We start from the raw sequence: 22,459 nt of genomic DNA, 5'->3' as shown, positions 1-22,459 counted from the left end.
GAGGAATAAAGAAAACCTGATGGTTTCTGCCTTTGCTCAAGTAAGAAAGAAACTGTATAAAAGCATCATCAAGAGGAGCCCATGACGGACTCCTCTTTTTGTATGAGTATATCAGACTATCGGCAGCGCGATGCCATTGATCTTTTGATAGACGTCGAGGGCGTAGACATCCGTCATGCCGCTGATATAGTCCACGACAGCCATCAGGCGCGTTTCGAGGTCATCGCTATGGATGTCGTACTGGCTGCTGAAGCGCTTGATGAGTTGCTGACTGTGGAATTTTTCGGGATGAACAGCCGCGTTGACAAGCGTCTGCATCAGCGTTTCCATGATCTTGTAACCGCTCAGCTCCACGTCGAGCACCGGTTTGCTCTGATAGATCTTGGCATAGGACGTCTTGACACAACGTTGATAGGCCAGTCGCAGCGGCTCGCTCATGTTGCTGATGAGGCTGCCCTTGAACTCGCCGTTGAGTATCTGCTCCTCATGCTCCACAAAAGTCCTCACGCATTCGTGCTCCAACAGTCCCACCACGCAGGCGCGCATATACACGATCTGCTCGTTGCGATCTGTCACATCCTCGTCTTTCAGCCGCTGCAGGATGTGGTTTCGCCCGTCCTCGTCAAAGAATCCGAGCAACAGGTCAGAGGTTTCCGCAAAGGTCAGAATCTTCAGTTTGTGCGAGTCCTCAATGTCCATGATCTCATAGCAGATGTCGTCGGCCGCCTCCATCAAGTAGACGAGTGGGTAGCGGCAGTAGCTTAGTTGCGACCTGTTTTCATTGTTGCATATCATGCCGAGCTCAGTGGCTATCCGGCGAAACACCTCTGCCTCGCTTTGGAAAAATCCAAACTTGCCATGCTCTCCCGCCATGCTGCTGGCAAAAGGATACTTCACGATCGAGGCCAGCGTGGAGTAGGTCATCGCGTATCCTCCCGGTCGTCGTCCCACAAAGCGGTGAGTCAGCAGTCGGAAAGCGTTGGCGTTGCCCTCGAAGTGTGTCAGATCGTCCCAGAAACCGGGGCTTACCTTCTCCTTCAAATAGCTTCCCTCACCCTCGGAGAAGTAAGTCTGTATAGCCTTCTCGCCTGAGTGTCCGAAGGGCGGATTGCCCATGTCGTGAGCCAGCCCGGCCGTTTGCACGATGGTGCCGATTTCCTCAAAGAGCGTACCTCTGAGTTCAGGATGCTTCTCAATGAGTTGTCGCGCCACGTCATCGCCTAAGGATTTTCCGAGCGAGCTCACCTCCAGAGAGTGGGTGAGACGGTTGTGCACAAAGATACTGCCCGGAAGCGGGAACACCTGCGTCTTGTTTTGTAGTCTTCGGAAAGGCGCGGAGTAGATCAGGCGGTCGCCGTCGCGCTTAAACTCCGAGCGCGCGTCGTGTCTGAGCGGATGGCGCAGTTCCTGCCCGAGACGCTTGTTAGAGATCAGTTGTTGCCAGTTCATGTCGTTGTTGCTGAGTGTTTTCTCGCAAAGTTACTCTTTCTTCGTCTTCTATCCAACGATTTTCGTCTTTTTAATCAAAAAAATAAAGCAATGTGGGGATAATTGCTTAATTTTGCATCTAATATGGTTAAAATCAAAGTAGTCAACACGGGTCATCAGCCCTTACCAGCCTACGCTACCCCTCAGAGCGCCGGTCTGGACTTGCGCGCCAACATCGAGGCGCCGATCACGCTGCATCCTTTGGAGCGTCGCTTAGTGCCTACGGGCCTTCACATTGCCTTGCCTGACGGCTACGAGGCACAGGTTCGTCCGCGCAGCGGTCTGGCGTTGAAGCATGGCATCACCGTGCTCAACACTCCTGGCACCGTAGACGCTGACTATCGCGGCGAGATCATGGTGCTGCTCGTCAATTTCTCCAACGAGGACTTCGTGGTGAAAGACGGGGAGCGTATTGCCCAGATGGTCATCGCCCAATATGCCAAAGCTACGTTTGAAAGCGTGGAAGTGCTCGATGAAACCGAGCGCGGCGAGGGAGGATATGGACATACCGGTGTAAAATAACAAAGATAACATGAAGCAACTTCGCATCTTTCTTTTCAGTCTTTTCATTCTGTTGCTCGTGCCGGGCTTGCTTGCCGCCAAGGACCGCAAGCGGCCCGCAGCCAAGAAAGCAACGGTCAGGACGACTGTCACCCTGCCGCCGTTGAGCTATAACGACAGCCGCCGGTATGACTTCTTCTTCCTGGAGGCGATCCGCCAGCAAGAGGCAGGACACTATGATGCAGCCTTTGACTTGCTCAACCATTGTCTTGACATCAATCCCAACGCGGCTGACGCGTGGTATTTCAAAGCCATGTATCTCTCCCAACTCAAGCAAGACACACTGGCGATGAAATGTCTCGAAAAGGCCACAATGCTCAGTCCGGAGAACGACACCTACCAAGAGCGGCTCGCCCAGTTCTATATTGGCACCGGCAACTACGCCCAGGCTATCCAGTCCTACGAGCGATTCTTTGCCGCCAACCGCGACCGCAGCGATGTGCTGAACATCCTCGTCCAACTCTACAAACAGCAGCAGAACTATCCGATGATGCTCAATACCATCGGACGACTCGAACAGATCGAGGGACCCAACGACTCTTTCACGCTGGGCAAGATGAGTGTCTACGAGATGATGGGAGATAAGAAGATGGCATATAAAACACTGAGAGGACTTGCCGACAGCCATCCCAATGATCCCAGTTTCACCGTGATGTTGGGCAACTGGCTCATGCAGAACAAACGCGGCGGCGAGGCTTATAAACTTCTCACACAGGTGTTGAAAGCCGATCCCACCAATGTCTATGCCCAGAGTTCCATGTATGACTATTACCGTGCCACGGGTCAGGATTCTCTTGCCCGCCGGATGATGACCGAAGTACTCTTGGGCAAGAACACACCGGCACAGACGCGCGCCATGTTTCTCAAGCAGGCCGTGCAGGAGTGCGACGCCAAGGGTGACTCCCTCAGCGTGGTGAGACTGCTCGACCGCATGCAGGAGGCGATGCCCCGCGACACTGACGTGGCAGAGATGCGCGTAGCTTACTACACGGTCAAGAAGATGCCGACGGCGATGCTCGACAGCGCGCTCGTCTACCTCCTGAAGCTTGCACCCGACAACGGCAGTGCCCGTTTCCAGCTCATCCAAAACAATTGGTCAAAGCAAAACTGGAAGGAGATTGCCGCGCTCAGCGAGCCGGGTATGCTCTATAATCCCGATGAGATGGCGTTTTATTACTTCACGGGGCTCGCGCGCTACTATCAGAAGGACGATGACGGTGCCTTGGATGCCTTCCAACGCGGTACTTCCGTGATCAACTCCAAGAGCAATCCCGACATCGTAAGCGACTTCTATGCCATCATGGGAGAGATCTATCACAACAAAGGACAGAACGACAAAGCTTACGCCGCGTTTGACAGTTGCCTGCAGTGGAAGCCCGACCAGGTGATGACGCTCAACAACTATGCCTACTTCTTGAGTGTTGATGGCAAAGATCTCAAAAAGGCCGAGGAGATGAGTGCCAAGACCATCAAGGCCGAACCGAAAAATTCGACCTATCTCGACACCTATGCCTGGATATTATATAAGGAAGACCGCTATACTGAAGCCAAACTTTATATCGACCAGGCTTTGGCCAATCTCTCTGACTCTGACATGCGCGCTGACCTGTTGGAGCATGCCGGAGACATCTATTGGGCAGCCGGACTGCGTGAGCAAGCACAGAAATATTGGATGCAGGCTGTGAAGGCTGGTAGCGGCAATGCCGCCGTACTGCGACAAAAGATTGCCGGTGGAATGGCAGGAAAACAAACCAGTAAACGAAAAAACAGAAGATAAAATCATGAAGAAAACTCATATCTTTCTCACGCTCTTCGCCGGACTGATGGCGTTTACGTCTTGTGGCGCACAAAAGGCTGCCGTCAAGGACACGGTGACCTTGTCCTCTGCCTCCAAGGCAACTCCCAAAACTGCTAAAGCCGACCATCTTCAGAGTCTGGCTTTTGTGCAGCGCGTCAGCGACCAAAAGGTGTATGCCCAGAACATTGTCAGCTCCATGACGTTCACTGCAACCATGGGTGATAAGGAGATCACCGTGCCCGGGTCCTTGCACATGCGCCGCGACAAGGTGATCCGCTTGCAGCTCTTCATCCCGCTCTTGGGCAGTGAGGTGGGACGTCTGGAGTTTACGCCCAACTACGTGCTGGTCATCGACCGGATGCACAAAGAGTATCTCAAGGGCGACTACAACCAGTTGGACTTCCTCCGCGACAATGGTCTGAACTTCTATTCCCTTCAGGCACTGTTCTGGAATCAGCTCTTCCTCCCGGGAACACAGAAGGTGGGTGAGGGCGATCTGTCGAGATATACGGTGAAAACCGATGAAATGGGCACTCTCAGACCCATCACGCTGCAAAACGGCAACATGACCTTTACGTGGAAAGCCGACACGGCCAGTGCACGTATCTTGCAGACTGACGTCAACTATAAGAGTGCGGTACACGGCAATTCTTCGCTGGTGTGGCTCTACTCCGACTTCAAGGCACTTGGCAATAAGATGTTCCCTGCCACGCAGTCTTTCTCTTTCACCACGACAGCAACGAAGAAAACGCAGAAGTGCACCGTCAGACTGGAGTTGGGAAAGTTCAAGACCGACAGCGACTGGGAGGAACAGTCAACGGTGTCGGACCGCTATAAGCAGATGGACGTAAAGGATGTTTTTGGTAAAATACTCAGCATGTAAATGAGACGAATAGTCACTTTAATGATTACCGTGAGCCTCGTGCTCACTCTGAACGCGCAAAACCGACGCAAGACTGCAACGGAGCGGAAAAACAGCCGCACAGAGCAGATGTCGCGTCGGAAGACGGCGACAACTGCTTCTACACACACAAAGGCAAAGAGCAGCAACAGCCGGAGAAATGGACGAAAAAACGCTCGGTCTGCGACAAAATCCAGCAATGCCAAGGTCTACACCAATGCTTCTATCCGTGGACTGCAAAACCAGCGGGCGGCCATACAGAAGAAGATAAGGGAGCAGGAAGCCGCTTTGAAGAAAAACAAGGCTGATGTCGCTGAGCGGCTGCAGCACCTGATGGTTATCAATGGCGAAATCGATCAGCGACAGCACAATATCGAAGGTATACAAAAAGACATCCATCATATCGAGGGAAACATTGGCATCCTCAACTCGCAGCTGAAGACCTTGCAGCAGCAATTGCGCGACCGGCAGCAGAAATACATCAAATCGATGCGCTATATGGCGCGCCACCGCTCGGTGCAGGACCGGCTGATGTTTATTTTCTCAGCGAAGAACTTCTATCAGATGTACCGACGCCTGCGCTTCGTACGTGAGTATGCTCAGTACCAGAGGGCGCAAGGCGAGGCTGTCAGAGCCAAGCAGGGACAGGTCAATGACAAGCATCGTCAGCTACAGCACGTCAAAGGACAGAAAAACACCTTATTATATAAGGGACAGCAGGAGAAGCATAAACTCGAAGGCAACAAGGCTGAGCAGCAGCAGGTGGTGGCGAGCTTGCAGCAACAGCAAAAGACGATACAGACCATCATCGCTGAACAGCATAAGAAAGACGCCGCACTCAATGCCAAGATCGACCAGCTCGTGGAGATAGAAGTGCAGAAGGTGCGCGCCCGTGCTGCCGCCGAGGCGAAACGCAAAGCCGCCGCGGAGGCCGCCGCCAAACAGCGTGCTGCTCTTCTAGCACAGAAGAAGGCGGCCGCGGAGGCCGCTGCCCGCGAGAACGCTCGCCGTATTGCTGAGGCACGCCAGCGTGAGGCTCAGCTCAAGGAACAAGCCCGTCAGGCTGCCTTGGCAGAGGCTGCTGCCCAGCGTGCCCGTGAGGCGGCCGCGGCCAAGGCCCGTCAGGAAGCCGCCGCAAAGGCGTTGGCCAGTGAGCGTGCGGCTCAGCAGGCTGCGGCACGGGAGTTGGCAGCACGCGAGGCAGCGGAGCGTGAGGCTGAGGCTCGGAAGGCGGCTGCGGAGCAGGCTGCCCGTGAGGCGGAGTCTATGCGACGGGCTGCTGAGCTGAAACAGCGGGTCGATGCACAACGCGCTCAGCAGGAGATCAAGCACGTGCAACAGCAGAACCAGGAGGCGCAGCAATTCTCTACCGTCGACCGCATGATGAACAATGGCTTCGAAGCCAACCGCGGACGACTGCCAATGCCGATCACGGGCAACTATCGCATCGTGAGCCACTTCGGACAGTACAATGTTGACGGATTGAAAGGCGTGACGCTCGACAACAAGGGCATCAATATCATGGGCGGCCCCGGCGCGCAGGCACGTTGTGTTTACGATGGTGAGGTCAGCGCTGTCATCGGTTATGGTGGCAGTATGGTGGTGATGGTGCGCCACGGTGCCTATATCTCGGTCTACTGCAACCTCAGATCGGTGAGCGTCAGCCGTGGACAGAAGGTACGCACACGGCAGATCCTCGGCACTGTCGGCCCTGATCATATCCTGCAGTTCCAACTGCGCAAGGAGAGAACAAAGCTCAATCCCGAGGCATGGCTCGGAAGATGACAGAGTAAAAAGTCAATGTCTCGGCTCGTTATAAGACAGATTGCATAGTAGGCATACAGAGCGACGCCTTGTCATAAGACAGAGTAACATAGTAAACACATATTGTCGCAGAATAGGCAGATGTGGTAATGGAGCATCCTTTAAGGAGCGTTCGTTACTGCATCTGCCTATTTTTGTATTCTTGTCCCCCTTGTTTTATTTTGTCGTGTAAACTGACATTTTTCGGCCAATTTTTCGACGATTTTCAGAAGCAACATGGGTGTTGGCCGAAAAGAAGCCCAAAATGGAGATTTTTTCATAATTGCTTGTATATTAGCGATTTATGTGATTTTACTTCGATAATCCACTTTTTTACTTGTCAAAATTAGCTGTTTACTTCGCCAAAACGCCCGTTTTTAGTGATCAAAAAGGTACTTTGACCGTGTGAAAACGGTACTTTGATGGAAAATTCTCTAGAGAATTTTCCATCAAAGTACCGTTTTCTTAGCATCATCTTAGGCTTTTGACCGAGAAAAATCGATGAAATAGTAGTTTTATCCTTCTTCCTCCGTTTTCCGCTTCTCTAGATTGCAACTTCTTGCGGACGTGTTTTTGTCGGAAAAAATGGTTGTTACTTCATAAGAGTGGGTGATTAAGCTCTCAGCGTATAATGTCCCTGAAAGGGACACACTATGATTGACCCCAGGTCGTCGAGCTTTTGTGATGGCGAAGCATCACAAAAGCGGGCGACCTGGGGTAGTTCGTGTGCGGGAAGATGTCCTCGAAGAGGACTCACGTGGACGCGTGAAGTGATTTGTTATCAAGGCTTTGTAATACGTCCACGTGAGACCTCTCCGAGGTCATTGCTTCGCCACCGACTCTACCCCAAGTCGCTTGCAAGTAAGGACCTCCGCTTCGCTTCGGCCCTTACTTGCTCGACGACTTGGGGTCATTAAGAGTGTGTCCCTTTCAGGGACATGAGTCACATCAAAGCACTTTGCTTTTGGTTTGATAGTTGCCCAGTGCTCTTTTAGTAGTCCCGCAAGGAACTTGGTAGCAACATACTTGGTTGTTGTGTGTATAATGATCTTGAAAAGGTCACACGATGAAAAGAACCGAGTCGTCGAACGAGCAAGGACTGGAGCGTAGCGGAAATCCTTACGAGTGAGCGACTCGGTGTATTCATAAGAGAGGGTGATTAAACCCTCAGCGTATAATGTCCCTGAAAGGGACACACTATGATTGACCCCAGGTCGTCGAGCTTTTGTGATGGCGAAGCATCACAAAAGTGAGCGACCTGGGGTAGTTCGTGTGCGGGAAGATGTCCTCGAAGAGGACTCACGTGGACGGGTGAAGTAACTTGTTATCAAGGCTTTGTAATACGTCCACGTGAGACCTCTCCGAGGTCATTGCATTGCCACCGACTCTACCCCAAGTCGTCGAGCAAGTAAGGACCTCCGCTTCGCTTCGGCCCTTACTTGCTCGGCGACTTGGGGTCATTAAGAGTGTGTCCCTTTCAGGGACATGAGTCACATCAAAGCACTTTGCTTTTGGTTTGATAGTTGCCCAGTGCTCTTTTAGTAGTCCCGCAAGTAATTTGGTAGCAACATACTTGGTTGTTGTGTGTATAATGATCTTGAAAAGGTCACACGATGAAAAGCACCGAGTCGTCGAACGAGTAAAGACTGGAGCGTAGTGGAAATCCTTACGAGTGAGCGACTCGGTGTATTCATAAGAGTGGGTGATTAAGCTCTCAGCGTATAATGTCCCTGAAAGGGACACACTATGATTGACCCCAGGTCGTCGAGCTTTTGTGATGGCGAAGCATCACAAAAGTGAGCGACCTGGGGTAGTTCGTGTGCGGGAAGATGTCCTCGAAGAGGACTCACGTGGACGGGTGAAGTAACTTGTTATCAAGGCTTTGTAATACGTCCACGTGAGACCTCTCCGAGGTCATTGCATTGCCACCGACTCTACCCCAAGTCGTCGAGCAAGTAAGGACCTCCGCTTCGCTTCGGCCCTTACTTGCTCGACGACTTGGGGTCATTAAGAGTGTGTCCCTTTCAGGGACATGAGTCACATCAAAGCACTTTGCTTTTGGTTTGATAGTTGCCCAGTGCTCTTTTAGTACTCCCGCAAGGAACTTGGTAGCAACATACTTGGTTGTTGTGTGTATAATGATCTTGAAAAGGTCACACGATGAAAAGAACCGAGTCGTCGAACGAGTAAGGACTGGAGCGTAGCGGAAATCCTTACGAGTGAGCGACTCGGTGTAGAGATGAGTCGCAGGGCCATGACCTTGAAAATGTCTCGCGTGGAAGTTATAGGTAATCTTCGTTGTACGAGATGCCGTACTCTTCCAGTAGCTGCTTTAGCTCATCCTTGAAGCAGACCTTCGCATGATGCGTTTTCTGGTTCTTGATATATTCGATGATCTTATCTTTCTCACGAAGTGAACATGTGGCAGCAAAGTATTCGCTGCGCCATCCTTCGAACATCGGGAACTCAGGTTGATGTTCCTTCATGAAGTTATTCGTAGAGATCTTCAGCATGCGAACGAAATCTGCAACTGTCAAAGTGGAAGGTAGACCCACTAAGAGATGGACGTGATTAGGCATGCCACCTACTCTATATAGGTGGCCGTTCTTGTTTTTTGTGAACGAAAGTATATAACTGTATAGCTCCCGTTCGTAGTTTTGGTCAATAACAGGTCTGTGACTTCTTGTACCGATGACGATGTGGTACATCAGTTGTGTGTAACTCATAGACTTCTCTATGTGTTGATTGTTGTGAAACGATGCGGAGATGATTGACCGCGCACGCTTTATTTACCCTCCCACCTCGGTATCCTCTCCTTCAGTCCTTCCAACACTTGCAGGTAGGTCGTGAAGGCATGGTCGACTTCGCTGATCTTGATGAATTCATCGGCACTGTGGGAGCGCGACGACTCGCCGGGGCCGAGTTTCAGCGAGGGGAAGGGCATCAGTGCCTGATCACTGAGTGTCGGCGAGCCGAAAGGCTGCAGGCCAAGTGACACACAACGCTTGACGAGCGGATGTTCCGGGTCGATGTGCGAAGAATGCAAGCGGAACGAATGTGCGTGGACATCACTCTTGACATGCGAGCGCACGATGTCGTAAACCTCCTCATTGGTGTAGTATTCGTTGGTGCGCACGTCGACGAGCATCCGGCATTCGTCGGGGATGACGTTGTGCTGCGTGCCCGCATGGACCACCGTGAGCGTCATCTTTGTGGGACCGAGGAAAGGGCTCACCTTCTCGAACCGAAAATCCCGAATCCATCGCATGTCGTCGAGTGCCTCATAGATCGCGTTGATGCCCTCGTTGCGTGCCGCATGACCACTCTTGCCGTGGCTGACGACATCGAGCACCATCAGTCCTTTCTCCGCGATGGCGGGTTGCATGCCCGTCGGCTCACCCACGATGGCCACGTCGATATGGGGCAGCAGCGGCAAGACACGGCTGATACCGTCTTTTCCCGACACCTCTTCCTCGGCGGAAGCCAAGTAGACGAGGTTGTAAGGCTGCGTGCGCAGCGTCATATATCTGAACACCTGCAATAGCGTGACCAAACCGCCGCCACAGTCATTGCTTCCTAAGCCGTAGAGAAGATCGCCCTCGTGTGTAGGCTTGAAAGGGTCGCGAACCCACGAAATGGCCGGTTTCACCGTATCGGTATGTGCGTTGAGCAGAATCGTAGGCTTGGCACTGTCATAGTCCGGGCATATCGCCCAGACGTTGTTGGCCTCGCGGTGCGTGGCGAGCCCGTAGGTGCTCATCTGATGTTGCATCACGTCTGCGGCCTCTTTCTCGTTGCGGCTGACCGACGGCGTGGCGATGAGGCGGGAGAGCAGCTCCACGGCGTCGTTGATATAGTCTTGGTGTCTCATGTTGCGGAAATAGAAATGGTTATGTAGGCAAAATTAATAAAAACTGCCTAAACATTTCACTTTTTAATAGGAATTCTTTATCTTTGCAACAACAAAAAATACGTAGTACTATGCAGAATAGAAGTCATCTGTCTGTGCTGATACATGAGCAGGCAAAGAAGTACGGGTCGCGGGGTGCCCTGACGTTCCGTACGTTTGGAAGCTTGAAATGGAAGACTGTTTCCTGGAAACAGTTCTCTTTGCGTGTCAAGCAAGTGAGCAATGCCATGCTGAACTTGAGCATCAAGCCCCAGGAAAATATTGCTGTGTTCTCGCAAAACTGTGTGCAGTATCTCTACACCGACTTTGGCGCGTACGGCATCCGGGCATGCTCTATCCCTATCTATGCCACCAGCTCGGAACAGCAGATACAGTTTATCATCAACGATGCTCAGGTGCGTTTTCTCTTCGTCGGTGAGCAGGAGCAATACAACAAGGCACACCGCGTGTTTGCCCTGTGTCCTTCGCTGGAGCGTATCATCATCTACGACGACAGTGTCCGTATCAGTTCGCATGACCCCAACGCCCTTTACTTCGAAGACTTCCTGAAGCTCGGCGAGGATCTGCCCCGCCAGACCGAAGTGGAAGCACTCTACAAGCAGGCCAACGACGATGATCTCTGCAATATTCTCTACACCAGTGGCACCACGGGCGACAGCAAAGGTGTGATGCTCAGCTACGGGCAGTATGCGGCAGCCTTGAAAGCCAACGACGCCTGTGTGCCGGTCACGGAGAACGATCGCGTCATCGATTTCCTGCCCTTCACCCATATCTTTGAGCGCGGATGGGCTTATCTGGCCTTGACCGAGGGTGCACAGCTCATCGTCAACACCTATCCCAAGGAGATTCAGGAAAGCATGCGCGAGACCCATCCTACGTCTATGTCGAGTGTGCCGCGCTTTTGGGAAAAGGTCTATCAGGCAGTCAAGGACAAGATGGACCGCTCGAGCGCATGGCAGAAGAAACTTTTCTATCATGCCCTGAGCGTCGGTAAGAAATATAATGTGGACTATATCTGCAACGGCAAGCGTCCGCCCTTGCATCTGGCTTTGGAATATAAGGTGCTCGACAAGTCGGTGCTCAGCCTCGTGCGCAAGGTGATGGGACTGGAACATCCCAATATCTTCCCAACGGCAGGCGCGTACGTGTCGCCCGAAGTGGAGAATTTCATCCATTCCATCGGCATCAATATGATCGTGGGCTACGGTTTGACGGAAAGCTTGGCCACTGTTTCTTGCGACCATATCGGTGAGAAGATCACCATTGGCTCTGTGGGCCGGCCCATACAGGGCATAGAGGTGAAAATCGGCGAGAACAGTGAGATTCTGCTCAAAGGCCCGACAATCACCAAGGGATACTACCATCGCGACGAGCTCAACAAGCAGGCTTTCGATGAGCAGGGCTTCTTCCATACCGGTGACGCCGGCTATCTCAAAGACGGAGAGCTCTTCCTCAAGGAGCGCATCAAGGATCTCTTCAAGACCAGCAATGGTAAGTATATCGCACCGCAGATGGTCGAGTCTCTGCTGCTCGTGGATAAGTTCATCGACCAGGTAGCAGTCATCGCCGACCAGCGAAAGTTCGTTTCCGCGCTGATCGTGCCGGAGTTCCGCATGTTGGAGGACTATGCGCGTGCGCACAACATCAAGTATGAACGTCGCGAAGACCTCTGCGAAAATAAGGAAATCCACGACATGATGATGGAGCGCATAGAGACCTTGCAACAAGGCTTGGCCAACTATGAGAAGATCAAGCGCTTCACGCTCCTGCCTCACCATTTCTCGATGGAATCGGGAGAATTGACCAATACGCTGAAGATGCGCCGCCCTGTCATCTACAAAAACTATGCGGCAGTCATCGACAAAATGTATGAATGTTAGATGTAAGTTTGCATTCAGTTATCAACAATAAGTCATATATATAGGAAATAACGTCTTCCCTTGCAGCATTTTACTCCCCTCTCTTTGGCAGAGGGGCTGGGGGTGAGGCTTTTGATTGTAAATTAAGTACAATGATCACAGCAGATCAATTGAAAGATGTGATGGACCGCACAGAGAAACTCCATCATTATCTCAATATCGACCAAAAGAAAGTAGAGTTTGAAGAAGAGCAGCTTCGCACGCAGGCTCCCGATTTTTGGGATGACCCGAAACGTGCCGAGGCACAGATGAAAAAAGTAAAGGGCATACAGAAATGGCTCGACGGCTATAAGACCGTCAAGCAGCAGGCCGATGAGCTGCAGCTTGCCTTCGACTTCTACAAGGAGGAGATGGTGACCGAACAGGAAGTCGATGACGACTATGCCAAGGTTATCAAGTCTATCGAAGATCTGGAGTTGCGTAACATGCTACGTCAGGAAGAGGACTCGATGGACGCTGTGATGAAGATCAACTCCGGTGCCGGCGGTACCGAGAGTCAGGACTGGGCCTCGATGCTCATGCGTATGTATATGCGGTGGTGCGATGCTCACGGCTATAAGGTGACGATCACCAATATGCAGGAAGGCGAGGAGGTCGGCATCAAGAGCGTGACGATGACCATCGAGGGCGGCGAGTATGCCTATGGCTTCCTCAAGAGCGAGAATGGCGTACACCGCCTGGTGCGTGTCTCGCCCTACAACGCTCAGGGTAAGCGCATGACGAGTTTTGCCAGCGTCTTTGTCACGCCTCTCGTTGACGACACCATCGAGGTGTATGTAGATCCGGCACGTGTGAGCTGGGATACGTTCCGCTCCAGTGGCGCCGGCGGTCAGAATGTCAACAAGGTGGAGTCGGGTGTGCGCCTGCGCTACCAGTATGAAGACCCCGACACGGGCGAGAAAGAGGAGATCCTCATCGAAAACACAGAGACGCGCGACCAGCCAAAGAACCGTGCCAAGGCCATGTTGCTGTTGAAAAGTCAGCTCTATGACCGGGCCATGAAGAAGCGCATGGAGGCTCAGGCAAAGATCGAAGCAGGAAAGAAAAAGATAGAGTGGGGAAGTCAGATCAGAAGTTATGTCTTTGATGACCGCCGTGTGAAGGATCACCGTACAGGCTATCAGACCTCTGACGTAGACGGTGTGATGGACGGAAAAATCGACGGATTCATCAAAGCCTACCTGATGGAGTTCCCCGAAGAGGAGCAGGCTCACCTGTAAAAAGGGTGGGGCAGCATGCTCATATCAATACTTACCTTACCTAAAAAATTAAAAATTATGAGTAACAAGAAGAAAAACAACAGTCACATTCCGGCTGAGGCTGTGAACAATGTGGCACCGCAAGTGAAAAGAGTGAATCACGAGGCCAAGCAGAAAGACCAGGGCGACAAGATCGTGAAGATCATCTTTGGCGCGCTGATTGTGCTCGCTGTCATCTACATCATCTGGTCCTTCTTCATCGTGCAGTAAGCTGTGGGGCGCGGCCTGCGGAAGGATGTAAACCCAATAAAATCATTTTGTGCGATGAGTGGACTGGAGATAGAACGAAAATTCCTCGTGAAGAAAGGCGATGCGTACAAGCGTGCCGCCTTTTCTTCTTCCCATATCCAGCAAGGATATATCCCTGCTGAGGGGGCCACGGTGCGTGTCCGTGTGCGTGACGACAAAGCATACCTCACCATCAAGGGCAAGAGCCGTGACGGTGGGATGACACGCTATGAGTTTGAAAAAGAGATTACGCTCGACGAGGCGGCCCATCTGATGCAGCTCTGTCAGGGCGGCGTTATCGACAAGCACCGCTATCTGGTCAAGAGCGGAAGCCATACCTTCGAGGTGGATGAGTTTCATGGCGACAACGACGGACTGGTCATGGCAGAGGTGGAACTCGGCAGTGAGACGGAAAACTTTGTGAAGCCCGACTTCATCGGACCGGAGGTCACTGGGGATCCTCACTTCTACAATTCTCACATGCTTGCCCACCCCTTCTCCACTTGGAAAGAGTTAGTGCCAGAGGAATACCGATAAGCTGGCCAAGTACCACGCCGATGTTGTCGGCAGCCCAGTCCATGATGTCGCCGCTACGGTTGCCGCCTGTGCATGTGGCTTGAACGATTTCTATCAAGCCGCCCATGATCACGGGTAGCAAAAGCGTGTAGATCCATGCTCGTCTGTTGAGCGGACGGGCATGCTGACGGCCGTATTCTGCCCATTCGACGACGCACAGACCACCGTAAAGAACGAAGTGTGTCCATTTGTCGATCATGCGGATGTCGCTCAAGGGCGTCTCTGGAATAGGAATCAAACAGAGCACCCATATTACCACAACACTGAGCACTGACAAGGGGTACGACTTTAGGATGTTGTACATATCTGTTATCTTTTATTGCTTTTTTCTGCAAAATTACAATATTATTTTATAATTTTGCATTCAAATAGAAATGAATTGTATGTTATGGCAGAAGAAAGAGCAAGCTTCGGAAGTAAGTTAGGCATGATATTGGCCACGGCCGGTGGTGCCGTAGGCTTGGGAAATGTGTGGCGTTTCCCCTATATGACAGGGCAGAACGGTGGTGCTGCCTTTATCCTTATATATATAGGATGTGTGTTGCTGTTGGGTATTCCGTGTATGATATCGGAATTTATCATTGGCCGCCACGGTGCGTCAAACACCTTTCGCGCCTATTCCAAGATGTCCGGAGGAAAGGCGTGGAAGTATGTGGGACTGCTGGGTGTGCTCACGGGATTCCTGATCACGGGCTACTATGCCGTCGTCTCGGGATGGTGCCTGCAATATATCTATGCGTCGGTCATGGGTGAACTGCATGGCGATCCCACGGCGGTGAAAACCTATTTCGACACGTTTGCCACAAGCCCGGTGCGGCCGATCTTCTGGACGGTCGTCATCCTGTGGGTCACCCACTTCGTGATTATCCACGGCATCCGCGGAGGAATAGAGAAAGCTTCGAAGCTGTTGATGCCCACACTCTTCGTTTTGCTGCTTGTCATCGTGGTGGCCGCTTGTCTGCTCCCCGGCGCAGAGAAAGGCATCAGCTTCCTGCTGAAGCCCGACTTCTCTAAGGTGACGCATCAGACTTTCCTCAATGCGCTGGGACAAAGCTTCTATTCGCTGAGCATCGCCATGGGCTGTATCTGTACCTATGCCTCCTATTACACCCGACAGACCAATCTCGCCAACTCTGCCATTCAGGTGGCATTGGTCGATACCTTCGTGGCTATCCTTGCCGGACTGGTGATCTTTCCTGCTGCGTTCTCGGTGGGCGTAAACCCAGGCAGTGGTCCTTCGCTGGTGTTCATCACCTTGCCCAATGTCTTCAATGAGGCTTTCTCGGGTATGCCCGTCATCGGTTGGATCGTGTCACTGATGTTCTATTCTCTGCTCAGTCTGGCAGCGTTGACCTCTCTGATCTCTTTGCACGAAGTGAGCACGTCGTTTTTCAGTGAAGAGCTGCACCTGTCGCGCAAGACGGGAGCAACGATTGTGACAGTCGCCACTACCATCATCGGTGCTTTCTGTTCTTTGTCATTGGGGGCTGTCAACTGGCTGTATGTGGGCGACAAGACACTGTTTGATGTGTTTGACTTCGTCACGGGACAGATCTTCCTGCCGGTCGGTGGCTTCCTGACCTGCATCTTCCTGGGATGGTTTATTCCTAAGACGGTTGTCAAGGATGAGTTTACCAACTGGGGCACGTTGCGGGGTCGCTTCTTCGGTGTCTTCCTTTTCTTGGTGCGTTTCGTCTGTCCGCTGGCTATCTTGGGCATTTTCCTGCATCAGTTCAATGTGATATAGAAGGGCTTGCTCTCCGATGGCCTTGCTCCTGTTCCCCTATGGCAATGCCCCTGCTCCCCGATGGCCTCCCCCCTGTCCTCTTTCCCAAGGAGAGGTGCGTAGCATGCTTCAAGAGTGAGGAGAGAGGGAATGAGCACCCTTTGTGGTTAGCTTGGTTCTGTACGACGGTGCTGTGTACCGTCCTCCTTTGCAATTCATCACTTATAATTGATCATTCATCATTCTTCATTGCTTATGTCTGAACGTGGTAGCTTTGGAACTAAGATAGGCGTCATTCTTGCTACGGCTGGATCAGCCGTGGGACTTGGCAACATCTGGCGCTTCCCTTATCTGACAGGACAAGACGGCGGTGCCGCCTTCTTGCTTGTCTATCTGGTGAGTATACTTATTCTCGGCATCCCCGGAATGGTCGCTGAGTTTATCGTTGGGCGGCATGGAGCCTCCAACGCAGCCCGTGCTTATTACCAGTTGGGAGGGCGATGGTGGTCGCTGATCGGTTATATGGGAGCCGTCACGTCTATGATCATCTTAGGTTTCTATGCCGTGGTGGCAGGATGGTGTCTGCAATATCTTGTGGTCTCCTTGCTGGGTGGCATCCATGGCGACCCCGCTTATGTGGCAGCCTATTTCAAAAACTTCTCTTCCGACCCCGTGAAGCCATTGCTGTGGACCGTCGCTTTCATCGTGCTGACCCATTTGGTTGTCATCCGCGGCGTGAGGAAGGGTATTGAGAAGTTTAGTAATATGCTCATGCCCACCTTATTTATATTGTTGCTTATCATTGTGGTGGCCTCCTGTCTGTTGCCCGGTGCCGGTAAGGGTATCGCTTTCTTGTTCAAGCCCGACTTCAGTAAGATCGACAGCAATGTCCTCCTTGATGCCTTGGGACAGAGCTTTTTCTCGTTGTCGCTCGGTACAGCTTGTCTGTGTACCTACGCCTCTTATTTCAGCCGGCAAACCAATCTGTCACAGTCTGCCTTGCAGATTGCCGGTATCGACACATTCATCGCTGTGTTGGCCGGACTGATGATCTTCCCTGCAGCTTTCTCGGTGGGTGTGCGTCCCGACAGCGGTCCCTCACTCATCTTCATCACCTTGCCCAATGTCTTTCAGCAAGCGTTCAGCCCCGCGCTCGGTTATATCATCAGCGTGCTGTTCTATGCGCTTCTGGCCTTGGCGGCACTGACTTCGACCATTTCCATGCACGAGATCGGCACAGCAATGTTTTATGAGGAGTTGCATATCTCGCGCAAGAAGGGAGCCATCATGGAGACGTTGGTGTGTGTGACCATCGGAGTGCTCTGCTCTCTGTCTTGTGGTGCGGCAGACATCAGTCTTTTCGGAAAGACCTTCTTGGAGTGCTGCGATTATCTGACCTCCAATATTCTTTTGCCTTTAGGTTCTTTCTTCACCTGTATCCTCATTGGCTGGGTGGTGCCGAAGCGCATTGTGCGTGACGAGTTTACCAATTGGGGCACGGTGCGGGGCCGCTTCTATGCTGTCTGGCTCTTTATCATCCGCTTCGTCTCGCCCGTGTGCATCCTTGCCGTATTCCTGCATCAGCTGGGAATACTGTGATGTTGTGCATGGCAGAACTGTCGGCTATTATGAAGCAGAGTAGTTCTTCATCCGTTTGAATGACAATAAAGTAGGGGGGAGATCGTTTACTTATAAATGGAATACAAGTTTTAGAAGGTAGAAATCAGATGATGATGAAGAAGATGTTATTGATGCTGCTGGTGGCATTTGCCACGCAGTTTGCATGTGCCCAACAGGCTCAGAAGGTCTTTGATGCCTTTCGCAGTGAGAAGAAAGCAGAGTACACTAGCGTGCCCGGCGTGTTGATGGCATTGGCTGGTGACAAGGTGAAGGATGACAATGTGGCGGCCGTGTTGAAAGAGGTGAAGTCTGCACGTGTCCTCCGTTTGGGCAATTGCAAGAAGCGCACACGCAAGAAGTTTGCACAACAAGTGGCTGCCTTGAGTAAAGAGGGCTATGAAGAGTATGCGCGCACCAAGCAGGGTGACAGCGACCTGCTGGTGATGATCAAGAAAGACGATGAGTTGATTAGCGAAATCATTACTTGTGTATATAGCGAAAGCAATTGTGTGGGTGTGTTGGTCAAAGGAAATATCAACCCCGAAGACTTGGGTGCTATCGTGGATATGATGGGCGACTGATGTGGTTGTGAGTGTCATTAGCCGACAATAGTTAATCTTCGTTTGCTTATTTTCACGCTTTAGCTATTAAACACTTGAAGGCTGCGTGCGTCAAAGGCAATAAGAAGCAATAAAAAATCTGTATTCTGCTCAGTCGAGAGAGTGAGACTGTCTGGCGCGCACAAGGCGTCTGTAGACAGTATATCTCCGATGGAGGGCGCTTGCGAATCTTTTTATGTGCTTTGAAACAAAAAACGCATGAATATGAAAAAGATGATGTTGATGCTTGTGGCACTGTTGTCTATGACAATGGCCATGGCTCAGAATGCAAACGGCCGTCAGTCCCGTAAGATGGATGCGGCCACAGTGACAACCATGATGACGCAGAAGCTTGGATTGAATGCCGACCAGCAGAAGAAGGTGGAAGCGTTGAACAAAAAGTACGAAAGTGTCCTGAGACCAGGAAAAGGTGGTCCGCGCCCTCAGATGAACCAAAGTGCTGGTCAGAACAAAGAAAGCGGACAGCGTCCAGAACTCACTGATGAGCAGAAAGCTCAGATGAAACAGCGTTTCGAACAGCGTGCGGCTTATGAAAAGGAGCTGAAAGACATCCTTTCGGAAGACCAGTATAAGACTTACCAACAAATGCGTCCGCAACACGGTATGCGAGGCCGTCATCATGGAGACAACAGTGCACAGCAACAGTGTGCTGGCAATCAGCAACATTGCGACGCTGATCAGCAGCACTGTGACAGTCATGTGCAGCAGAAAGATGGTGAGCATTGCCAGCAAGCAAAGAGTAACTGCTGCCAGTCAGACGCTAAAGTAACGGGTAAGACTACAGAGAAGACAGACAAATAACTTTCTGAAAAGAGACTTTTAGCTTTGTGAGAACAAGCAATCAACTTATTCAAATCAGGCTATCTCAAAAAGGCGGGGCATATTGCTCCGCCTTTTTTCATGTCAGTAAATACTGCTTGACGAAAATGCGCTTGCAGCGTTTTTATACTTTCTCTGTTTCGTTTTTGGTTGAGAAATGAAACGTCGGGATAGGGTAAAATACATAAAAAGCACTTTTATGTTAATTAGTATTAACAAAAGAAACAACTTTCGAGATTTTATCCTAATTTTGTTTCGGTTTGAAGATATAATGATTTCGTAAATGTAACAAAACGAAAGTCTGAGTATCAAAACCATCGAATATCAACCTAAAAGGTCTTTTGACATGAGCGAAAACAATCTATATGATGTCGTCATCATAGGCGGAGGAATCACAGGAGCAGGTACTGCAAGGGATTGTGCCATGCGTGGTTTGAAGGTGCTGTTGGTGGAGAAACGCGATTTCACCAATGGAGCTACGGGACGCAACCATGGTCTTCTGCATAGCGGAGCCCGTTATGCTGTCACTGATCAGGAGTCTGCCAAGGAGTGTATACAGGAGAATCAGATTCTCCGTCGCATTGCCCGGCACTGCGTGGAAGAGACCGACGGTCTCTTTATCACCTTACCTGAGGATGACTTGGCGTATCAGCAGAAGTTTGTAGAAGCTTGCCAGAAGGCCGGAATCCGCGCGGATGTGCTTTCTCCGGAAGAAGCGCGTCGGTTGGAACCTGCCGTGAACCCAGCATTGAAAGGTGCAGTTCGTGTGCCCGACGCCTCTGTCGATCCCTTCCGTCTGACCACTGCCAACATCTTGGATGCCAAGCGGCATGGTGCGGAAGTGATGACCTACGAAGAGGTTGTAGGCTTCATCATAGAGAACGGAGTGATGAAAGGCGTGCATCTGCGCAATAACCATACGGGAGAGAAAACCGATATTCATTGCAAATTAGTCATCAATGCAGCAGGTATCTGGGGACATTTGGTGGCTCAGCTCGCTGATATCAAGATCAACATGTTCCCGGCTAAGGGTACGCTGCTGATTTTCGGGCATCGTGTCAACCACATGGTGATCAATCGTTGCCGCAAGCCAGCCAATGGCGATATATTGGTTCCGGACGATGCCGTCTGCGTGATTGGCACGACCAGCGACCGGGTTCCTTTTGATCAGATCGATGACATGAGGGCAACACCGGAGGAAGTGGATCTGCTCATCAGGGAAGGCATGCAGTTGGCTCCCAGTCTTTCCACCTCACGCATCCTCCGCGCTTACGCAGGCGTGAGACCGCTGGTAGCCTCTGATGACGATCCTTCTGGCCGCAGCATCAGCCGTGGCATCATCGTTCTCGACCACGAGCAGCGCGATGGACTCAAGGGTTTCATCACCGTCACGGGCGGAAAGATGATGACCTATCGCCTGATGGCTGAGCAAGCTACCAATTTGGCCTGCAAGAAATTAGGTGTAGACAAACCTTGTAAGACCGCCACCACGCCGTTGCCAGGTTCTGAGGAAAGTGCGCGAGAAATTAAGAATGAGTTGCAAAGCGACTTCCGAAATCTCACAGCCTCCACAAGCCGGATGGCAGAGATCGGGCGTCATGGCACCTTCACGAAGGATATTCCTTACAGCGAGATAGAGGACCACGCGCTTGTCTGTGAGTGCGAAGAGGTGAGTGTCGGCGAGGTGAAGTTCGCCATTGACAAGCTTCATGTTCATGGACTGACCAATCTTCGTCGTCGTACCCGCATAGGCATGGGCACCTGCCAAGGTGAGCTTTGTGCTTGCCGTGCGTCGAGTGTGCTGTGCCAGCTCGGTCATAGCGAAGCCAAGAAAGCACTTGAGGATCTGAGCACCTTCGTTCAGGAACGCTGGAAAGGTGACAGACCGATTGCCTGGGGCGATGCTTTGAAAGAGAATCAGCTGACGCTGAAGATTTATCAAGAACTGTTTGGAATGAACTAACACCTAATTCTTGTAGATTATGAAATTCGATACTATTATAATAGGTGGCGGTCTGAGTGGCATGACTTGTGCCATCGCTCAGGCTCAGAAAGGCAAGCGAGTGGCAGTCGTCACGGCTGGAGAAAGCAATCTCCACTTCCATTCCGGCTCGTTCGACTTATTGGGTTACCAGCAGGGACAACCGGTCAGTGATCCCGTGGCTGCTATCGCCGCGCTTCCCGAAAGCCATCCTTATCATCGTCTTGGCGATGTAGAGCAGTTGGCTGCCCAAGCCTGTCAGTTGCTTGCCGACGCCGGTGTGCGCACGCAGGGCGATGCTCATCACAACCATTTCCGCCTCTCACCGATAGGAAAGTTGGTTCCCACCTGGTTGACAATGGAAGACATGTTTTCCGTCGACAGTGCGGAGGAACTCAAAGGAAAGAAGATAGGGCTGGTCAATATCGTGGGATTCCTTGATTTTGCAGTCCCTTATCTTGCCGACGCTTTGCGTGATATGGGTGCCGAGGTGACAGTCCGTTCGTTCACGACACCGCTGTTGGAGAACGCACGCCGCAGTCCTTCGGAGATGAGAGCAACGAACATTGCCAAATATCTCGATGATGACAACCATGTGAAAGAGGTCGCTGACCGGCTGAACTCTATCACTCCCCGCTATTGCGAACTGTTGCTCTTGCCTGCTATCCTTGGCATTGCCAACAACCGTGCGGTGAAGTTGTTGAAAGAAAGCGTGAAGACACCGCTACGCTTTGTGGCTACGATCCCTCCCTCGGTGCCCGGCACACGTATTCAGAGTCTGTTGCGACGCCGCTTCCAGCAGTTAGGTGGCACACTGCTTCCCAACGACACGGTCAAGGGAGGAGGCTTTGAGAACAACCGTCTGAAGTATGTTTGTACCGAGCATCTTGCCGACACCCGTCTGGAAGCCAATGATTTTGTGCTGGCAACAGGATCTTTCCTTGGTGGTGGTCTTTCCTCGGATTACTACAGCGTACGCGAGTCTGTCTTTGGCTTGGACGTAGAATTGAACGGAGCTGCCAGTCGTGTAGACTGGACAACAGACAAGCTCTTTGACAAGCAACCCTACGAGAGCTTCGGTGTGAAAGCCGATAACCAGTTCCGAGTCAGCAAAGATGGCACGACGATAGACAACCTCTATGCTATTGGTTCTGTTCTCAGTGGCAATGACCCACAGCATCTGGCTGATGCCACGGGCGTTGACTTGCTGACAGCTTTGGCTGTTTTGTAATTGCAACACATTCTCTTTA

General features: G+C 51.6%; 18 protein-coding genes. 14 read left to right on the top strand and 4 right to left on the bottom strand.

From position 1 onward, the window contains the following. Window positions 1–111 precede the first annotated feature (111 nt). Complete coding sequence (gene dgt / locus FYJ73_RS05440; protein ID WP_154533697.1) at window positions 112–1,449, bottom strand: dGTP triphosphohydrolase; 1,338 nt, start codon at window positions 1,447–1,449, stop codon at window positions 112–114. Between the two features lie 123 nt (window positions 1,450–1,572). Between dgt and dut the strand changes: the two genes are divergently transcribed. The 4 genes from dut to FYJ73_RS05420 are packed head-to-tail and all read left to right on the top strand — an operon-like array spanning window position 1,573 to window position 6,533. Continuing rightward, entirely contained in the window at window positions 1,573–2,010 is a 438-nt protein-coding gene (gene dut / locus FYJ73_RS05435; RefSeq protein ID WP_154533696.1) for a dUTP diphosphatase, read from the top strand. Between the two features lie 10 nt (window positions 2,011–2,020). Continuing rightward, the gene (locus tag FYJ73_RS05430) at window positions 2,021–3,826 is read left to right on the top strand and encodes a tetratricopeptide repeat protein (protein ID WP_154533695.1); all 1,806 of its coding nucleotides are present in this window, start codon (window positions 2,021–2,023) and stop codon (window positions 3,824–3,826) included. Between the two features lie 4 nt (window positions 3,827–3,830). Beyond that, entirely contained in the window at window positions 3,831–4,730 is a 900-nt protein-coding gene (gene lolB1, locus FYJ73_RS05425) for a lipoprotein insertase outer membrane protein LolB1 (RefSeq protein WP_154533694.1), read from the top strand. Then, a complete protein-coding gene (locus FYJ73_RS05420; RefSeq protein ID WP_154533693.1) occupies window positions 4,731–6,533 on the top strand; it encodes a murein hydrolase activator EnvC family protein in 1,803 nt (600 codons plus the stop codon). A 2,300-nt stretch (window positions 6,534–8,833) separates the two neighbouring features. On the opposite strand, the gene tnpA is transcribed toward FYJ73_RS05420, so the two are convergent. Together tnpA and FYJ73_RS05410 are read right to left on the bottom strand one after the other, a co-directional pair. Beyond that, window positions 8,834–9,277, bottom strand: coding sequence for an IS200/IS605 family transposase (gene tnpA / locus FYJ73_RS05415; RefSeq protein ID WP_154533692.1), 444 nt, complete (start codon window positions 9,275–9,277; stop codon window positions 8,834–8,836). A 59-nt stretch (window positions 9,278–9,336) separates the two neighbouring features. Continuing rightward, entirely contained in the window at window positions 9,337–10,422 is a 1,086-nt protein-coding gene (locus tag FYJ73_RS05410; RefSeq protein ID WP_154533691.1) for a M20 family metallo-hydrolase, read from the bottom strand. Window positions 10,423–10,532: 110 nt separating this feature from the next. Between FYJ73_RS05410 and FYJ73_RS05405 the strand changes: the two genes are divergently transcribed. The 4 genes from FYJ73_RS05405 to FYJ73_RS05390 all read left to right on the top strand — a co-directional run bounded on the left by FYJ73_RS05405 (window position 10,533) and on the right by FYJ73_RS05390 (window position 14,404). Next, window positions 10,533–12,341: an AMP-dependent synthetase/ligase gene (locus FYJ73_RS05405; protein ID WP_154533690.1), complete on the top strand. Its 1,809-nt coding sequence runs from the start codon at window positions 10,533–10,535 to the stop codon at window positions 12,339–12,341. A gap of 131 nt (window positions 12,342–12,472) precedes the next feature. Then, a complete protein-coding gene (gene prfB / locus FYJ73_RS05400) occupies window positions 12,473–13,600 on the top strand; it encodes a peptide chain release factor 2 (RefSeq protein ID WP_154533689.1) in 1,128 nt (375 codons plus the stop codon). 57 nt (window positions 13,601–13,657) lie between these two features. Next, a complete protein-coding gene (locus tag FYJ73_RS05395) occupies window positions 13,658–13,849 on the top strand; it encodes a hypothetical protein (protein ID WP_154533688.1) in 192 nt (63 codons plus the stop codon). A 54-nt stretch (window positions 13,850–13,903) separates the two neighbouring features. Further along, a complete protein-coding gene (locus FYJ73_RS05390; RefSeq protein WP_154533687.1) occupies window positions 13,904–14,404 on the top strand; it encodes a CYTH domain-containing protein in 501 nt (166 codons plus the stop codon). Here FYJ73_RS05390 and FYJ73_RS05385 read toward each other — a convergent pair. Next, entirely contained in the window at window positions 14,316–14,747 is a 432-nt protein-coding gene (locus tag FYJ73_RS05385) for a VanZ family protein (protein WP_154533686.1), read from the bottom strand. The two genes, FYJ73_RS05390 and FYJ73_RS05385, sit on opposite strands and share 89 nt — an antisense overlap. An 84-nt stretch (window positions 14,748–14,831) precedes the next feature. Between FYJ73_RS05385 and FYJ73_RS05380 the strand changes: the two genes are divergently transcribed. The 6 genes from FYJ73_RS05380 to glpB all read left to right on the top strand — a co-directional run bounded on the left by FYJ73_RS05380 (window position 14,832) and on the right by glpB (window position 22,440). Next, the gene (locus FYJ73_RS05380; RefSeq protein ID WP_154533685.1) at window positions 14,832–16,190 is read left to right on the top strand and encodes a sodium-dependent transporter; all 1,359 of its coding nucleotides are present in this window, start codon (window positions 14,832–14,834) and stop codon (window positions 16,188–16,190) included. A gap of 234 nt (window positions 16,191–16,424) precedes the next feature. Then, window positions 16,425–17,768 carry a sodium-dependent transporter gene (locus tag FYJ73_RS05375; protein WP_154533684.1) on the top strand — a complete coding sequence of 448 codons (1,344 nt, stop codon included), beginning with the start codon at window positions 16,425–16,427 and terminating at the stop codon, window positions 17,766–17,768. Between the two features lie 134 nt (window positions 17,769–17,902). Beyond that, entirely contained in the window at window positions 17,903–18,370 is a 468-nt protein-coding gene (locus tag FYJ73_RS05370; protein WP_206081699.1) for a DUF4252 domain-containing protein, read from the top strand. Window positions 18,371–18,613: 243 nt separating this feature from the next. Beyond that, on the top strand, window positions 18,614–19,210 hold the full coding sequence (locus tag FYJ73_RS05365; RefSeq protein ID WP_206081698.1) for a DUF4890 domain-containing protein: 597 nt from the start codon (window positions 18,614–18,616) through the stop codon (window positions 19,208–19,210). A 364-nt stretch (window positions 19,211–19,574) separates the two neighbouring features. Continuing rightward, window positions 19,575–21,191, top strand: a complete 1,617-nt coding sequence (gene glpA, locus FYJ73_RS05360) for an anaerobic glycerol-3-phosphate dehydrogenase subunit A (protein WP_154533681.1) — start codon at window positions 19,575–19,577, stop codon at window positions 21,189–21,191. Window positions 21,192–21,210: 19 nt separating this feature from the next. After that, entirely contained in the window at window positions 21,211–22,440 is a 1,230-nt protein-coding gene (gene glpB / locus FYJ73_RS05355) for a glycerol-3-phosphate dehydrogenase subunit GlpB (protein ID WP_154533680.1), read from the top strand. The last annotated feature ends 19 nt before the right edge of the window (window positions 22,441–22,459 follow it).

This window comes from Hallella mizrahii (assembly GCF_009695775.1).
Classification (GTDB): Bacteria; Bacteroidota; Bacteroidia; order Bacteroidales; family Bacteroidaceae; genus Prevotella; species Prevotella mizrahii.
Note: the sequence above shows the minus strand (reverse complement) of the source record. Positions and strands in the feature narration are given on the sequence as shown.

What these genes read in the sequence shown, in the direction of transcription:
- dgt (WP_154533697.1), bottom strand. Translation starts at nt 1,449, where the DNA reads ATGAACTGGCAACAACTGATCTCTAACAAGCGTCTCGGGCAGGAACTG.
- dut (WP_154533696.1), top strand. Translation starts at nt 1,573, where the DNA reads ATGGTTAAAATCAAAGTAGTCAACACGGGTCATCAGCCCTTACCAGCC.
- FYJ73_RS05430 (WP_154533695.1), top strand. Translation starts at nt 2,021, where the DNA reads ATGAAGCAACTTCGCATCTTTCTTTTCAGTCTTTTCATTCTGTTGCTC.
- lolB1 (WP_154533694.1), top strand. Translation starts at nt 3,831, where the DNA reads ATGAAGAAAACTCATATCTTTCTCACGCTCTTCGCCGGACTGATGGCG.
- FYJ73_RS05420 (WP_154533693.1), top strand. Translation starts at nt 4,731, where the DNA reads ATGAGACGAATAGTCACTTTAATGATTACCGTGAGCCTCGTGCTCACT.
- tnpA (WP_154533692.1), bottom strand. Translation starts at nt 9,277, where the DNA reads ATGAGTTACACACAACTGATGTACCACATCGTCATCGGTACAAGAAGT.
- FYJ73_RS05410 (WP_154533691.1), bottom strand. Translation starts at nt 10,422, where the DNA reads ATGAGACACCAAGACTATATCAACGACGCCGTGGAGCTGCTCTCCCGC.
- FYJ73_RS05405 (WP_154533690.1), top strand. Translation starts at nt 10,533, where the DNA reads ATGCAGAATAGAAGTCATCTGTCTGTGCTGATACATGAGCAGGCAAAG.
- prfB (WP_154533689.1), top strand. Translation starts at nt 12,473, where the DNA reads ATGATCACAGCAGATCAATTGAAAGATGTGATGGACCGCACAGAGAAA.
- FYJ73_RS05395 (WP_154533688.1), top strand. Translation starts at nt 13,658, where the DNA reads ATGAGTAACAAGAAGAAAAACAACAGTCACATTCCGGCTGAGGCTGTG.
- FYJ73_RS05390 (WP_154533687.1), top strand. Translation starts at nt 13,904, where the DNA reads ATGAGTGGACTGGAGATAGAACGAAAATTCCTCGTGAAGAAAGGCGAT.
- FYJ73_RS05385 (WP_154533686.1), bottom strand. Translation starts at nt 14,747, where the DNA reads ATGTACAACATCCTAAAGTCGTACCCCTTGTCAGTGCTCAGTGTTGTG.
- FYJ73_RS05380 (WP_154533685.1), top strand. Translation starts at nt 14,832, where the DNA reads ATGGCAGAAGAAAGAGCAAGCTTCGGAAGTAAGTTAGGCATGATATTG.
- FYJ73_RS05375 (WP_154533684.1), top strand. Translation starts at nt 16,425, where the DNA reads ATGTCTGAACGTGGTAGCTTTGGAACTAAGATAGGCGTCATTCTTGCT.
- FYJ73_RS05370 (WP_206081699.1), top strand. Translation starts at nt 17,903, where the DNA reads ATGAAGAAGATGTTATTGATGCTGCTGGTGGCATTTGCCACGCAGTTT.
- FYJ73_RS05365 (WP_206081698.1), top strand. Translation starts at nt 18,614, where the DNA reads ATGAAAAAGATGATGTTGATGCTTGTGGCACTGTTGTCTATGACAATG.
- glpA (WP_154533681.1), top strand. Translation starts at nt 19,575, where the DNA reads ATGAGCGAAAACAATCTATATGATGTCGTCATCATAGGCGGAGGAATC.
- glpB (WP_154533680.1), top strand. Translation starts at nt 21,211, where the DNA reads ATGAAATTCGATACTATTATAATAGGTGGCGGTCTGAGTGGCATGACT.